The 14,523-nt window shown below is 73.1% G+C and carries 8 protein-coding genes and 1 pseudogene; 5 read left to right on the top strand and 4 right to left on the bottom strand.

The window, feature by feature from the left end; all coding sequences use genetic code 11:
• Window positions 1–160: 160 nt before the first annotated feature.
• Window positions 161–1,414 carry a cytochrome P450 gene (locus ACFO0B_RS03475; RefSeq protein WP_378610804.1) on the top strand — a complete coding sequence of 418 codons (1,254 nt, stop codon included), beginning with the start codon at window positions 161–163 and terminating at the stop codon, window positions 1,412–1,414.
• Between the two features lie 25 nt (window positions 1,415–1,439).
• On the opposite strand, the gene ACFO0B_RS03470 is transcribed toward ACFO0B_RS03475, so the two are convergent.
• A complete protein-coding gene (locus ACFO0B_RS03470) occupies window positions 1,440–2,405 on the bottom strand; it encodes an NAD(P)H-dependent flavin oxidoreductase (protein WP_378610803.1) in 966 nt (321 codons plus the stop codon).
• Window positions 2,406–2,562: 157 nt separating this feature from the next.
• Here ACFO0B_RS03470 and ACFO0B_RS03465 point away from each other — a divergent pair, with 157 nt between their 5' ends.
• On the top strand, window positions 2,563–4,851 hold the full coding sequence (locus ACFO0B_RS03465) for a serine/threonine-protein kinase (protein WP_378610802.1): 2,289 nt from the start codon (window positions 2,563–2,565) through the stop codon (window positions 4,849–4,851).
• A 320-nt stretch (window positions 4,852–5,171) separates the two neighbouring features.
• On the opposite strand, the gene ACFO0B_RS03460 is transcribed toward ACFO0B_RS03465, so the two are convergent.
• The gene (locus tag ACFO0B_RS03460; protein ID WP_378610801.1) at window positions 5,172–7,472 is read right to left on the bottom strand and encodes a glycoside hydrolase family 3 C-terminal domain-containing protein; all 2,301 of its coding nucleotides are present in this window, start codon (window positions 7,470–7,472) and stop codon (window positions 5,172–5,174) included.
• Between the two features lie 81 nt (window positions 7,473–7,553).
• Here ACFO0B_RS03460 and ACFO0B_RS03455 point away from each other — a divergent pair, with 81 nt between their 5' ends.
• Window positions 7,554–8,132 carry a TetR/AcrR family transcriptional regulator gene (locus tag ACFO0B_RS03455; protein WP_378610800.1) on the top strand — a complete coding sequence of 193 codons (579 nt, stop codon included), beginning with the start codon at window positions 7,554–7,556 and terminating at the stop codon, window positions 8,130–8,132.
• Between the two features lie 51 nt (window positions 8,133–8,183).
• Window positions 8,184–8,765 carry a TetR/AcrR family transcriptional regulator gene (locus ACFO0B_RS03450; RefSeq protein WP_378610799.1) on the top strand — a complete coding sequence of 194 codons (582 nt, stop codon included), beginning with the start codon at window positions 8,184–8,186 and terminating at the stop codon, window positions 8,763–8,765.
• Here ACFO0B_RS03450 and ACFO0B_RS03445 read toward each other — a convergent pair whose 3' ends face one another.
• Window positions 8,766–9,530, bottom strand: a complete 765-nt coding sequence (locus tag ACFO0B_RS03445) for an SDR family NAD(P)-dependent oxidoreductase (protein ID WP_378610798.1) — start codon at window positions 9,528–9,530, stop codon at window positions 8,766–8,768.
• 100 nt (window positions 9,531–9,630) lie between these two features.
• On the opposite strand from ACFO0B_RS03445, the pseudogene ACFO0B_RS03440 reads away from it, so the two are divergent.
• Window positions 9,631–10,652: pseudogene (locus tag ACFO0B_RS03440) on the top strand (phosphotransferase family protein).
• 3 nt (window positions 10,653–10,655) lie between these two features.
• Here the strand turns inward: ACFO0B_RS03440 and ACFO0B_RS03435 are convergent.
• Window positions 10,656–14,480, bottom strand: coding sequence for an ABC transporter ATP-binding protein (locus tag ACFO0B_RS03435; RefSeq protein ID WP_449289783.1), 3,825 nt, complete (start codon window positions 14,478–14,480; stop codon window positions 10,656–10,658).
• Window positions 14,481–14,523: the final 43 nt, after the last annotated feature.

Below are 14,523 nucleotides of genomic sequence, written 5' to 3'. Positions count from 1 at the left end.
ACGGCGCCGGGAAGGCCGCGGATGTCGAGTACCGTTCGCACACTTGCCTTTTCAGCGCATGACCGGAGGCGCCGGGGGATGTTCACGCGCGCCGCGCCGCCCGCGCGGACGGGTACGCTCGGCACCACTTGCCCGTCTCGGCGCCGAAGTGGGGGTGACGATGACCGCCGACATCGAATCGACCGGCACCGACCTGATCGAGGTACTGACCGAACTGGCGAGCCCGGCGGGCCGCGCCGACCCGTACCCGCTGTACCGGCGGCTGCGCGCGCTCGGGCCCGCCGTGCTCGACCCCACCGGCACCCTGCTGGTCACCGACTACCGGCTGGCCGCCGCGCTCATCCGCGACCACCGCTTCGTCAAGCGCCCCGAGCTCGCGCTGAACGCAGCCGGTTTCGAGCACTGGCGGGAGCGCCCCGCGCTGCGGCTGATGTTCACCAGCATGCTGGTGCGAAACCCGCCGGTGCATACCAGGCTGCGCCGCTCCGCCGCGGGCACCTTCACCGCCCGCCGGGTCACCGGGCTGCGCCCCGCCGTCGAGCGCATCGTCGACGACCTGATCGCGGAGCTGCGCATCTCCGGCACCGCCGACTTCATCGAGGCCTTCGCCTTCCCGCTGCCGGTCACCGTGATCGGCGAGCTGCTCGGCATCCCGGAGCCGGACCGCGCCCGGTTCCAGCTGCTGGTCCGGCACTGGACCGGCGTCCTCGACGGGCTGACCCCCGAGATCGTCGACCGCGCCGACCCGGCCGCCGTCGAGATCGAGACCTACTTCCGCGAGCTGCTCGCCCGCCGCCGCCGCGAACCCGCCGACGACCTCGTGTCCGCGCTGAGCCAGGTCGACGGACTCGCCGACGACGAGATCATCACCACCGCCGCCCTGCTGCTCGCCGCCGGTTTCGAGACCACCACCGGGCTGCTCGCCAACGGCCTCGTCGCGCTGCTCGGCCACCCGGGGGAGGCGGCGGCGTTGCGCGAGCGACCCGAGCTCGCGGTCGCGGCCACCGAGGAACTGCTGCGCTACGACTCACCCGTGCAACTGCTCTCCTCGCGCACCGCGCCCGAGGAGCTCGCGGTGGCAGGCCGGGTGCTGCCCGCCGGGCAGCGGGTGGTCACGCTGATCGGCGCCGCCAACCGCGACGCGGAAGTCTTCCCCGATCCCGACGTACTCCGGCTGGACCGCGCCGACGAGGCGCCGCTCTCCTTCGGCGGCGGGCTGCACTACTGCCTCGGCGCGCCGCTGGCCCGGCTCGAAGCGCAGATCGCCTTCCCGGCCCTGCTGCGCGCGTTCCCGGATCTGGCGGTCACGGGTCCGGCTGTACACCGCGAGGGTCTCGCCCTGCACGGGTTGATCGAGCTTCCGGTGACGACTGGGCGAGCGGTCCGACCCAGGTCGCGCGTGCCACGGCAGTAGCAGTGGTGACCCCGTTTCGAGCGTCTCAGCGCACGAGCAGCCGCTCGCGCGCCGCTTCGTACTCGACGGCGAGCCGGTCGACGACCGCGGCGGCCGGACGAACCTCGCTGACCGCGCCGACCCCGTGCCCGGCACCCCAGACATCGCGCCACGCCTTGGCCCCGAGCGCTCCGTCATCACCGAAGTCGATCGCCCCTGTCTCGGCACCGGCGAGCCGAGCCGGGTCGAGCCCGGCGGCGACGATGCTCGGCGCCAGGTAATTCCCGTGCACCCCGGTGAACCGGTCGGTGTAGACGATGTCGGCGGCGCTGGAATCGACCACCATCTGCTTGTACCCGGGCACCGCGTTCGCCTCCTCGGTGGCGATGAACAGCGACCCGATATAGGCCAGATCGGCCCCGGCGGCTTCGGCAGCCAGCACCGAGCGCCCGTGCGCGATCGACCCGGAGAGCGCCAGCGGCCCGTCGAACCACGCCCTGATCTCCTGCACCAGCGCGAACGGCGACTGCGTCCCCGCGTGCCCGCCCGCACCCGCCGCCACCGCGATCAGCCCGTCCGCCCCCTTGTCCACGGCCTTGCGCGCGTAGGCGTCGTGGATGATGTCGTGCAGCACGATCCCGCCGTAGGCGTGGATCCGCTCGTTGACCTCGGGCCGCGCCCCCAGCGAGGTGATCACGATCGGCACCCCGAACTCCTCCACCAGCGCCAGATCCTCCGCCAGCCGCGCATTCGTCCGGTGCACGATGAGGTTCACCGCGAACGGCGCGCTCGGCGCCTCCGGATGCGCGGCATCGTGCGCTGCCAGCGCCTCGGTGATCCGCGTCAACCACACCCGCAGCTCGGCGAGCGGGCGCGCGTTCAGGCTCGGGAACGAGCCGACCACCCCGGCGGTGCACTGGGCGATCACCAGATCGGGGCCGGAGACGAGGAACATCGGCGAGGCGATCACGGGCAGGCGAAGGCGATCGACCAGAACGGACGGCAGGCTCACGGAAACATCCTCGGGGCCGGAAGTGGGGCGCACCGAGCATATCGGTACGGTCGTGCCGATCCGGGAGCCCCGAGCGCGGCTCGGGGTGCGCGAGCCGCCGCCCGCCGACGCCGATACGGTGGGTGTGGTTCGGTACGGATCGGGGAGGGAGCGGACGGTGCCCGCATTGACGCCGGGGGCGGTCTTCGCCGGCTACACCATCGAACGGCTGCTCGGCGCGGGCGGAATGGGCGAGGTGTACGTCGCGCGGCACCCGCGGCTGCCCCGCTCGGACGCGCTGAAGGTTCTGGCCGCGCAGTTCGGCGCGGACGACAACTACCGGCGCCGGTTCGAACGGGAGGCGGACCTGGCGGCGTCGCTGTCGCATCCGGGCATCGTCGCGGTGCACGATCGCGGGGCGACCGAGGGCCGCCTCTGGATCGCGCTGGCGCTGATCGACGGCACCGACCTGTCCGCAGCGCTGCGGGCAGCACCGGGCGGATTCGCCGCGGGCGAGGTGGCGCGGGCGGTCACCGAAGTCGCCGACGCTCTGGACTACGCGGGCGCCCGCGGCCTGATCCACCGCGACGTGAAGCCGGCCAACATCCTGCTCGCCCGCACCGGCCACTATCTGCTCACCGATTTCGGCATCGCCCGCATGGGACCGGAGAACTCCGACCTCACCGGCACCGGAATGACCCTCGGCACCATCGCCTACGCCGCGCCGGAGCAGCTGCGCGGCCTGCCCGTCGACCCCCGCGCCGACCAGTACTCGTTCGGCGTCACCGCGTATCACCTGCTCACCGGCGCGCAGCCGTTCACCGGCACGAACCCGGTCGCGGTGATCATGGCGCACGCGCAGCAGCCGGTGCCGAGCGTGCGCCCCCGCAGACCCGATCTGCCGCCCGCCGTCGACGCCGTCCTCGCCAGGGCGATGGCGAAGAGTCCCGAGCACCGCTTCCCCACCAGCAGGGACTTCGCGGCGGCGCTCACCGCCGCGCTGCGCGAGTCGGCTCCCCGCCTCGCCCCGACCGCGCTGAATCCGGCGCAGCCCGGCCGTCTCGCCGCCACCACCGTCAACCCGGGCACGACCGGAAACCGCTCCTTCCCCCGGGCGGCCTGGCTCGTCCTCGCGGTGGTGGCGCTGCTCGCCCTCGGCGCGCTCGGCCTCCGCGCCTGGTGGCCGGACGCGGGCGCCGAAGAGGCCGCGCGGCTGCCGCGGGTCCCCGTGACACCGATCCTGCCGTCCCTGGCCCAGCGCCCCGGCACGCCGGTATGGACCCTGCCCGGAGACCTTCCGCCCGGCGCCACACCCTCCGGGGTGTCGGCGCTCGGCGGCGATGCCGATGTCGTGCTCTTCCTCCGCGAGTACTACCCGGAGTCCGGCGCCCGCGTCTCTCGGCTGGAGATCGTCGACGCGAACACCGGGCAGCGCCGCCCCGGCACCGCCCCGGTTCTCCTCGACGGCGAGCAGGGGCGCCCGCTGCGCTGTGTCGTCGCCGCTGGATCGGCGGCCTGCGAACTCGCTGCCTCGGGGTCTTCCCTCGACACCGTGGTGTTCATCGACCTCACCACCGGGCGGGTCGCCGCCGCGCTCCCCTCCGCCGGGCGGATCGAGCGGCTGCTCGCCGCTGGCGACCGCTTCGTCCTGCTCGACCGGCCGACGCGCGAGCCGAAACCGCGGACGGTGCGCTCCTTCACCACCGACGGCCGCGAACTGCCACCGATCGGCCGATCCGGCACCCCGCAGGACCGCGACACCCTCGACGTCTTCGACAGGGCCGGGCTCGCGGTGTTCAACTCCGCCCCCGATCCCGCCCAACCGCTGTCGACCTGGGAATTGCGGGTGATCCGCCTCAGCGACGGCCGCGAGATCTACCGCCGCGCCACCGCCGAACGCCGCGCCGACCGGGACTGGAACGTCTTCGTCGCCGGCTTCGTCGTCGACGACGGCGAATCCCCCGCCGCCATCCACGACACCGACGGCAACCGCACCGCCGACCTGCCGGACGGCTGGCGCCCCAGCGAGCGACCCACGCTCGGCACCGACCCGGTCGAGACCTCGGTGCCGACCGCCATCCGGACCTCGAAGGGAAAGACGACCTACGCCGGCATCGGCCCGGACACCGGAACCGTCCTCTGGAAACAGGATTCGTACGGCGTCGACGACTCCCCCGGCACCGTCCCGCTGCGCGGCGTCGGCACCCTGCTGCTCACCAGCAGCGACAACGGCCGCGTCGTCGACGCCTACACCGGCGACTACGTCATCCCCGGCGTCGTCGGCCAGGGATCCGTGCTCGGCACCGACGGCACCCGCATCGCCGTCACCCGCTCGACCAGCGGCTCCGGCCCTCGGCACCGGCTGGAGGTGTGGAGCGGCGACGGCGAGGTCTGGCACATCGAGAGTGAGCAGCCCCCGGTCGCGATCGCCGGAAAGATCTACCTCGGCGATATCCGCCTCCTCTGAACGCGATTCGACCAGGAGTACCCGTGAATCCCCTCCGCTGGAGCGCTACGGTACCGCCCCCGCCGGGCTCGGCGTCGAGGACTGCGTCATCTACGTCGGCTACAGCGACAACCGCACGGTCGGCGTCATCCTCCGCCGTCCCGCCACGCCCACCACCCCGTCGCCCACCGCTACCGACAACCTCTGCGCACGGCACCGGATCACCCTCCGCGACATCCTCGACCGTGTCCCCTGGACGTCAACCTCACGGTGCGCGACGGACTGTACTCGGACCTGGTTCGTGCCGCCGTCGACGCAGTTGCCCCGAGTAGACGGCCCGGTCAGTCGCCGGCGTTGTCGAGCGCGGCGCGGATTTTGTCCGGGTCCATGCCGAAGCCGGCGAGGCGGTTCAGTGGGATGGAGGCGATCATGCGCATCATGTCCATGCCCATGGCACTGCCGTCACCCATGGAGTCGGTCATGCCGCCGAACACCTCCGCCAGCGCGGCGGCCGCCTTCGGGTCGGCGAGCGCCTCGCCGAGCGTCGAGTCCGCGGTGATCGGGATGCGCACCTGGTCGCCGGGCAGCTCGAGCGCGGTCTCCGCGCGCAGGTCACGGCTGGAGGCGCCGGCCCAGAGCCGGTAGCGGCCGGGTTCGACCACCCAGCTGTCGGTGCGGGTCTCCCAGTAGGCCAGCTCCTCCCGCGCCACGTCGATCGTGACCTGTTCGCTCGCACCGGGTTCCAGCTCGCTGGTGACCGCCGAGCCGATCAGGGCGCGCACCGGGCGCTGCACCTGCGATTCCGGGACCCCGGCGTAGAGCTGGACGACCTCGCGGCCCGTCCGGGTGCCGGTGTTGGTGACGGTCAGCCGCACGGTGAGGCCGTCGCCCGCGGTTTCGGCGGTGAGGTCGGTGTGGTCGAAGGTGGTGTAGGAGAGGCCGTGGCCGAAGGGGTAGCAGACGTCCATGTCGCGGGCGTCGTACCAGCGGTAGCCGACGAAGAGCCCCTCGCCGTAGCGGACGTGCGAGTTCTCGCCGGGGAAGTTCAGGTAGGCGGGGGTGTCCCGCAGGCGGACCGGCACGGTCTCGGCGAGCCGCCCGGAGGGGTTCACCACGCCGAACAGCACGTCGGCGATGCCGCCACCGCCCGCCTGGCCGAGCAGCCCGCCGTCCAGCACCGCGGGCGCCAGGCAGGCGACCGGTTCCAGCCGCAGCACGCCGCCGTGCGCGAGCACCACGACGGTGTCCGGCTGCGCGCGCACGACGGCCGCGAGCAGCTCGAGCTGGTCGGCGGGGAGTTCGATGTGCTCGCGGTCGAAGCCCTCGGATTCCTGGTCGGCGGCGAGGCCGAGGAACAGGACAGCCGCATCGGCCGCGGCCGCCGCAGCGGTCGAAACATCGCGATCGGTGCCGTCGTGGTGGGTGACCGTGCCCTCCCCGGCCAGGGCGCGGATCTCGTCGAGCGGGGTGTCGAGGCGGGTCGGGTTCACGTGCGAGCTGCCGCCACCCTGGTAGCGGGGTTCGGTGGCGAAGGTGCCGAGCACGGCGATCGAACGGCCCGGGGTCAGCGGAAGCAGATCGCGGTCGTTCTGCAGCAGGACGATGCTCCGGGCGGCGGCCTCCCTGGCCAGGCGGTGGTGCTCGTCGGCGAACAGCTCGACCCCGGTGTCGCCGGTTCCGGCTGCCTGCGCGGTGCCGCCGCCGGGCTCCCCCGCGTCGGCACCGCTACTCGCGGCCCCGTTCCCCGCACCGGCGGCCGCTCCCCCGGCTCCGCCACGGTCCTGCGCCGCGCGGACCCGCGCGACCAGCCGCGCCACATTGGTGGCGGCGGCATCGACCGCCTCCGCGGACAAACTCCCGTTCTCGACCGCGGCGACCACCGCCTCGTCGCCCGCCCCGGCCCCGCCAGGCATGGTCAGATCCAACCCGGCCGCGACCGACGCGACCCGGTCCGACACCGCGCCCCAGTCGCTCACCACGAGCCCGTCGAACCCCCACTCCCCGCGCAGCAGGTCGGTGAGCAGCCAGCGATCGTGCGCCGCGTGTACGCCGTTGATCCGGTTGTACGAGCACATGACCGTCCACGGCCGTGCGGTCCGCACGATATGCGCGAAGGCGCGCAGGTAGATCTCGCGCAGCGGCCGCGGATCGATATCGGAGCTGGCCCGCATCCGATCGTGCTCGGCATTGTTGGCCGCGAAGTGCTTGAGCGAGGCCCCCACCCCGGCGCTCTGCACACCCTCGACCCAGGCAGCTCCGAGCCGCCCGGTCAAAGAGGGATCCTCCGAGTAGTACTCGAAGTTCCGCCCGCCGCGCGGATCCCGCTTGATGTTCACCCCCGGCCCGAGCAGCACATCCACCCCGAGGGCCCGCGCCTCCCGCCCCAGCGCCACCCCGACCCGCCGCACCAGCGCCGGATCCCAGCTCTGCGCCAGCGCCACCGCCGGCGGGAAGCACGTCGCGGGCTCGCTCCCCGCCAGCCCCAGGTGATCGGTGGCGCCGGTCTGCCTGCGCACCCCGTGCGGGCCGTCGGTCAGCACCAGCGACCCGACCGGCCCGATCGCCTTCGTACTCCAGAAGTCCGCGCCGCTGCCGAGCGCCGCGCGTTCGGCCAGGGACAGATCGCTGATATCGCTCGCCATCGAGACTCCTCAGGGGTGGGGTACTGAAAACAGTATGTCATTCGGTTTTTGTGGGCAAGGTGCTCCTAGTACAGTCACGGCGTGACTCGGCGCGGCTCGTATTCGAAGGGAATCGCCAAGCGCGAGGAGATCCTGGAGACCGCGCTCGAGCTGGTCGCCCGGGTCGGCTACGGCCGGACGACGGTCAAGGAGCTCGCCGATGCGGTCGGCCTGAGCCAGACCGGGCTGCTGCACTACTTCGGCAGCAAAGAGGAGCTGTTCACCGCGATCCTGGCCCGGCGGGACGCGGACGACCGCGCAGCCTTCCTCGCCCCGGACACCCCGCCCGAGCTGCCCGAGGGGCTGGTCCGCCTGATCCGGCACAACGCCGAGGTACCCGGCCTGGTCGAGCTGTACACCCGCTTCTCCGCCGAGGCGGTCCGCCCGGAGCACCCCGCGCACCCGCACTTCCGCGACCGCTACCGCGAGATCCGCCAGCTGATCGCCGAAACCGTCGGCGAGCTGCAGCGCGCGGGGCAGCTCCGCGCCGATATCGACCCCGAGCGCTTCGCCGTGCTTGCCGTGGCGCTGCTGGACGGGCTGCAGGTGCAGTGGCTGTACGACCCCGAGGTCGACATGGCCGAGCACCTCGCGCACCTCTGGGCCCTGCTCGCCCGCTGACCTCCGGCACCCGCTGGCTACGATGAATTAGCCGCGAACGAGGGAGCCGGGATGACGAGCACCGCGTCGGCGCGCCCGGCCGCCATCCGCCGGGCCGCGCTGGAGTTGTTCATGCGCCAGGGGTACCCGGCCACCACCATGAGCGAGATCGGCGCGCTGGTCGGTATCCGCGGGCCGAGCCTGTACAAGCACGTGGCCTCCAAGCAGGAGCTGCTGGCCGAGATCATGGACGGCATCATGGACGCCCTGCAGGACGCCCACCAGCGCGCGGTCTCCGGAACCGCCGACCCGACCGAGCGGTTACGCCGGGCGGTGGAGGCGCACGTGCGCTACCACGCCAGGCACCGCGCGGAGGCGTTCGTCGGGAACCGGGAGATCCGCAGCCTCACCGAGCCGCATCGCTCGGCGGTGCTGGCCCGGCGCGCGGAGTACGAGCAGCGGTTCCGCGCGCTGATCGCGGACGGGGTGGCCGCCGGGGTGTTCCGGGTGACCTCCACCCGCGTCGCCTCCTACGCGGTGCTCGATCTCGGCATGGGCGTCGCCACCTGGTTCCGGGACGACGGCGAGTTCAGCGAGAACGAGATCGTCTGGCAGTACGCCGACTTCGCGCTGCGGCTGGTCGGCGCCGAGTGATCAGGTGACGGTGAAGCCGCCGTCGACGGCCAGCGTCTGCCCGGTGACGTAGCCGCCCGCGGCCCCGGCAAGGAAGACCACGGCCGCGGCGAGCTCGGCCGGGTCGCCGAGCCGGTTCACCAGCACCCGCCCGATCTGGCTCTCCAGGTAGCCGTCGCTGTACTGATCGGTCATCTCCGAGGTGAAGAAGCCGGGGGCGATGGCGTTCACCCGGATGCCGCGGCGCCCGCTCCACTGCTGGGCCAGGTCGCGGGTGAGCCCGATCAGCCCGGCCTTGCTGGCGGCGTAGGCGGCCTGCGGCAGCCCGGCCGTGGTGATGCCGAGCACGCTGGAGATGTTGACGATGCTGCTGCCCGGCTCCATCACCGCGGCGCAGGCCTGGGCCATCCAGTAGCAGCCGTTCAGGTTCACGTCGATCACCTGGGTGAACTGCTCGGGGGTCTCGCGCAGCGCGGGGACCGCGGTGCCGATGCCCGCGTTGTTGACCAGGATGTCGACCCGGCCGAACTCGCGCACCGCGGCCTCGACGACCGCCTCGGCCTCGGCCGGGTTCGCCACGTCGAGCCGCACCGGGAGCGCGCGCTGCCCGGCCTGCTCGACCAGCAGCGCGGTCTCCTTCAGCCGGTCCACCCGGCGGGCGGCGAGCACCACGTCGGCGCCCGCCTCGGCGAGCGCGCGCGCGAAGGCGACGCCGAGCCCGGACGAGGCGCCGGTCACCACGGCCACCTTGCCGCGCAGGCTGAACAAATCGAGTACGCCGGCCACTCCGACCTCCTGGCAATTCGTGAATCGGTCCCGATCAGGCTAACAACCATTAGCCGCTGTCGTACGCTTGCCCTTCGCCCCGAGCACGGAGGATCGGCCGTTGCACAGTTCCGCCATCGACCTCGCCGCCGTCACCGCCTGGCTGGATCGGCTCGGCATCGCGCGCTCCGGCGCGATCACGCTGCAGCGCATCGGGTTCGGGCAGTCCAACCTGACCTTCCTGGTCCGGGACGAGGCGGAGCGGCGCTGGATCCTGCGCAGGCCGCCGCTCGGCACGCTGCTGCAGTCGGCGCACGACGTCGGGCGGGAGGCGGGCATCCTGCGCGCACTCGAGCCCACCGACGTGCCGGTGCCGCGCGTTCTCGGCGTCGCCGACCCCGGCGCGGTCACCGACAGCACCGCGGTGCTCATGGAGTTCGTGCCCGGCGTGGTGATCGACGAACCCGCCGTGCTCGAGGCGATGGGCCCGGAGCGCAGACGCGCCCTCGCGGCTCCATGATGGCGGTGCTCGCCCGGGTGCACGCCGTCGACCTGGACGAGACCGGGCTCACCGGCCTCGCCGGGCACGGCCCCTACGCCCAGCGCCAGCTGAAACGCTGGACCAGGCAGTGGCGGGAGAGCTGGACCGGCGACAGCGCGCCCTTCGACGCGATCACCGAGCGGCTGGCCGCGAGCATCCCGGAGCAGCGGGAACTGCGGCTGGTGCACGGCGATTTCCACCTGCGCAACGTGATCACCGCACCGGACGACGGCACCGTGGCCGCCGCGCTGGACTGGGAGCTCTCCACGCTCGGCGACCCGCTCGCCGACATCGGCTACGCCCTCGCCTTCTGGCCCGACCCGCAGCTGCCCACCTTCGGCCTCGGCCTGCCCGCGCTGCCCGGCATGCCGGACCGCGCCGGCCTCGCCCAGCTCTACCTCGACGCCACCGGCCGCGACCGCACCGCCCTGCGCTTCTGGTACGTACTGGGCATCTGGAAGATCGCCGCCATCTACGCCGGGATCATCCGCCGGGTCGAGGCCGAGCCGGCGAACCTGGCCGCAGGCGCCGCGCCGCGCTCGGCCGAGGTGCTGGCCCTGCTCGACGCCGCCGCGCAGGCCGCCGACGAGCCGCCCTTCTGAGGCTCACGGGTTCGGCACCGCGGCGCCGTCGCCGACGGGAAGCACCGCGGTGCCGTCGCCGATGGGAAGCACCGCGGCGCCGTCGCCGACGTAGGCCGCCCACAGCTCCCGGTAGGTGCCCTCGACGGCGAGCAGCTCGGCGTGCGTCCCGGTCTGCTCGATCCGCCCGCCGCGCACCACCACGATGAGGTCGGCGTCGGCGGCGGTGGCCAGCCGGTGCGCGACGACGAGGGTGGTACGTCCCGCGGTGAGCACGTCGACGGCGGCGCGCACCCTCGCCTCGGTGGCGAGGTCGAGCGAGGCGGTGGCCTCGTCCAGGATGAGGATGTCCGGCTCGACGAGCTGCGCCCGCGCCAGCGCGAGCAGCTGGCGCTGCCCGGCGGAGAGCGCGCGGCCGTTGGGGCCGATCGGGTGGTGGTAGCCGTGCTCGAGTCCGGCGATCATCTCGTGCGCGCCGACCGCGCGGGCGGCCCACTCGATCTCGGCGGGTGCGGCGCCGGGGCGGCCGTAGGCGATGGCATCGCGCACGGTGCCGCCGAAGAGGAACGGCTCCTGCGGGACGATGCCGAGCCTGGCCCTGAAGTCGGCGAGCCGGTAGCGGCGCAGGTCGACACCGTCGATCAGCACCGTGCCCGCGGTCGGGTCGTAGAACCGGGCTAGCAGCTTGACCAGCGTGGACTTGCCCGCGCCGGTCTCGCCGACCAGCGCGACCTTCTGCCCGGCGGCGATGCTCAGCCCGACGCCGGTGAGCACCTCGGGGGTATCGGGGTGGTAGGCGAAGGCGACGTCGCGCAGCTCGATCCGCCCCCGCAGCCGCTCGACCGGCACGGCGTCCTCGGCCTCCGGGGTGGCCACCGGGGTGCGCAGCAGCTCGCCGAGCCGGTCGACGCCGACGACGGCCTGCTGGTAGCTGTCGAAGACCTGGGACAGCTGCTGGATCGGGGCGAAGAGCAGGTCGATGTAGAGCAGGAAGGCGATCAGGGTGCCCGCGGTGAGCACCCCGTCGCGCACGTCGCGCACGCCGACCGCGAGCACCGCCGCGGTGGCGATCACCGACATCAGTTCGATGAACGGGAAGAACACCGCCATCAGCAGCTGGCTGCGCAGCCGCGCGTTCCGGTACGACCAGGATCGGCGCTCGAACTCGGTGCGGTTGAACGGCTCCCTGCGGTAGGCCTGGGTCACCGCGATGGTGTCGACGTTCTCCTGCAGGTAGGCGTTCACCGCCGACACCCGCTCCCTGGCCAGCACGTAGGCGGGCACCGAGAGCCTGCGGAAGGCCGCGGTGGAGAGCACCAGGATCGGCAGCAGCGCCAGCACCACCAGCGCCAGGCGGGGCTCGATCAGCAGCATGGCGATCACCACGCCGCCGACGGTGACCGTGCTGGTGAGCGCGGTGGCCAGCCCGGTCTGCAGGAAGGCGGAGAGGCCGTCCACGTCGGTGGTCATCCTGGTCATGATCCGGCCGCCGAGCTCGCGCTCGTAGTACTGCAGCCCGAGCCGCTGCAGGTGCGCGAAGGTCTTCACGCGCAGGCCGTAGAGCAGCCGCTCCCCCGCCCGGCCCATCACCCGCAGCTGCCCGACGCCGATCACCCAGTCCACCAGGCAGACGACCAGCGCACCGGCGGCCGCGAGCAGCACCACGTCGCGGGCGCCCGCCAGCACGCCGTGGTCGATGCCGTAGCGGACCAGCACCGGGATCAGGATCTGGGCCAGTGCGTCGAGCGCCACCAGCCCGAGCCCGGCCAGCAGCGGCGCCGCGAAGGGGCGGAGCAGCCGGGCGGTGCCGAAGTCGGGGTCGGGGGTGCGGGCGAAGGAGTCGGCGACCTCGGGTTCGCCGGTGACCGGCGGCAGCGCGTCGATCTGTGCCCTGACGTCGCCGCTCGGTGGCGCGGCGGTCATCATGCCGCCGCCCGCGCCGCCGCGGCCGATGCCGCCGGGCGAGCCGGCCGCGCGCTGGGAGAAGGCGGCGGCGGCCTGCTCCAGCATGCGGTCGTCGTCGGTGCTTCCCGGCGGTCCGATCCAGAGTGGCGCGGTGGCCGATCGAGCCGCGCCCGCGGGTGATTCGGCCTCGATCTCGCCGAGGTCCGGCGGGGTGAAGAGCGCGCGGAAGAGCTCGCCGGAGGCGCGCAGCTGCTCGAGCGTGCCGAGCTCGGCCACCCGGCCGCCGTCCAGCACGGCGACCCGGTCGGCGAGGGCCAGCGTCGAGATCCGGTGTGCGACGACCAGCGTGGTGCGGCCGCGCACCTCGGCGGCGATGCGCTGGAAGATCCGCTCCTCCACCCTGGCGTCGATGGCCGAGGTGGCGTCGTCGAGAACCAGCACCGGGGCGTCGGTGAGCAGGGCCCGGGCCAGCGCGATCCGCTGCCGCTGCCCGCCGGAGAGCCGCTGCCCGCGCTCGCCGATCCTGGTGTCGAGGCCGAGGGGCAGTGCGGCGACGAACTCGTCGGCGGCGGCCAGGTACAGCGCGTGCCGGATGGCGTCGTCGGTGGCGTCCGGGATGCCGTAGGCGACATTGGCGCGCACGGTGCCCGCCACCAGGTGGGTGTCCTCGAAGACCACCGCGACCTCGCCGCGCACGCCCGGCAGCTCGCGGATGTCGGTGCCGCCGAGGGTGATGCCGCCCGCGTCGGGGTCGAGGAGGCGCGGGATCAGCAGCGCGAGGGTGGATTTGCCGCTGCCCGCGCCGCCCGCGATCGCCACCGTCTCCCCCGGCTCGACGGTGAGGTCGAGCCCGTTCAGCACGGTGGTCGAGCCGAAAGTCACGGTGACGCCGTGGAACCCGAGCCCGGGCGGCTCGGTCGCAGCGTGCGGTTCGGCCGCGGCGCCGACGGCGGGCGCGGCCGACGCGGTGGCCGACGGCTCGGTCTCGATCACCTCGCGCACCCGGTCCAGCGCGGCCCTGCCCTGCTGGCTCACGGTGAGCAGCATGGCGAACTGCCGGATCGGCGCGACGAACGAGCCGAGGTAGGTCATGAAGGCGAGGAAGGTGCCGAGGCTCACCGAGGCGTTCAGCGCCAGCACCCCGCCGAGGACCAGGATCAGCGCCTGGCCGATGGCGGGAACCGACTGCACCGCCGGGGTGAACCGGCTGGTGATCCGGTTGACCCGGAGGCGGGAGCGGTAGAGGTCGCGGGCGGTCCCGGCCAGCTCGTCCAGCTCGCGCCGCTCCTGCCCGAACCCCTTCACCACCCGGACGCCCGCGACCGCCGCCTCCACCCGGATGGCGACCTCGGCGGCCTCGGCCTGGGCGTCCCAGTTCGCCGGGAAGAGCTCGCGCTGGCTGCGTCTGGTCAGGATCCACAGCGCCGGGATCATCGGCACCGCGATCAGGGTGAGCGTCGGCGACATGACCGTCATCAGCACCAGCGCCGCGATCAGCAGCAGCACATTGCCGGTGACGATCGGGATGAGCTGCAGCAACATCTGGATCAGGGTGACGTCGGTGATCGCCCGGCTCACCACCTGGCCGGTGCGCAACTCCCCCTGCGCGCGGCCGTCCAGCCGCAGCAGCGCGGCGAAGAGGTCGCGGCGCAGGTCGTGCTGCACGCCGAGCGAGAGCTGTGAGGAGGTCACCCGGCGCACGAAGGAGGCCCCGAAGCGCAGCAGCCCGAGCCCGAGCAGCAGGAACGCCCAGGGAAGTACCGATGCGACGGTGCTGGTGAGCGTGTCGACCACATGCCGCACGATGAGCGGGAGGCTCGCGGTGAGCAGCGCGGCCCCCGCGGCACCGGCGGCCGCGCCGTACACGGCCCTCGGATGGGCCCGACATCGACGGATCAGATATCGGATCCAGTCGCCGCCCGATTCGTTCGCTGAGGTAACCACTTCTCCATTCTGCGCGATCACCGCGCGACCGCGAGCGGATCCA

It is taken from the genome of Nocardia jiangsuensis (assembly GCF_042650385.1).
Classification (GTDB): Bacteria; Actinomycetota; Actinomycetes; order Mycobacteriales; family Mycobacteriaceae; genus Nocardia; species Nocardia jiangsuensis.
This window is presented reverse-complemented; position numbering and strand designations above follow the sequence as displayed.

What these genes read in the sequence shown, in the direction of transcription:
- ACFO0B_RS03475 (WP_378610804.1), top strand. Translation starts at nt 161, where the DNA reads ATGACCGCCGACATCGAATCGACCGGCACCGACCTGATCGAGGTACTG.
- ACFO0B_RS03450 (WP_378610799.1), top strand. Translation starts at nt 8,184, where the DNA reads ATGACGAGCACCGCGTCGGCGCGCCCGGCCGCCATCCGCCGGGCCGCG.
- ACFO0B_RS03460 (WP_378610801.1), bottom strand. Translation starts at nt 7,472, where the DNA reads ATGGCGAGCGATATCAGCGATCTGTCCCTGGCCGAACGCGCGGCGCTC.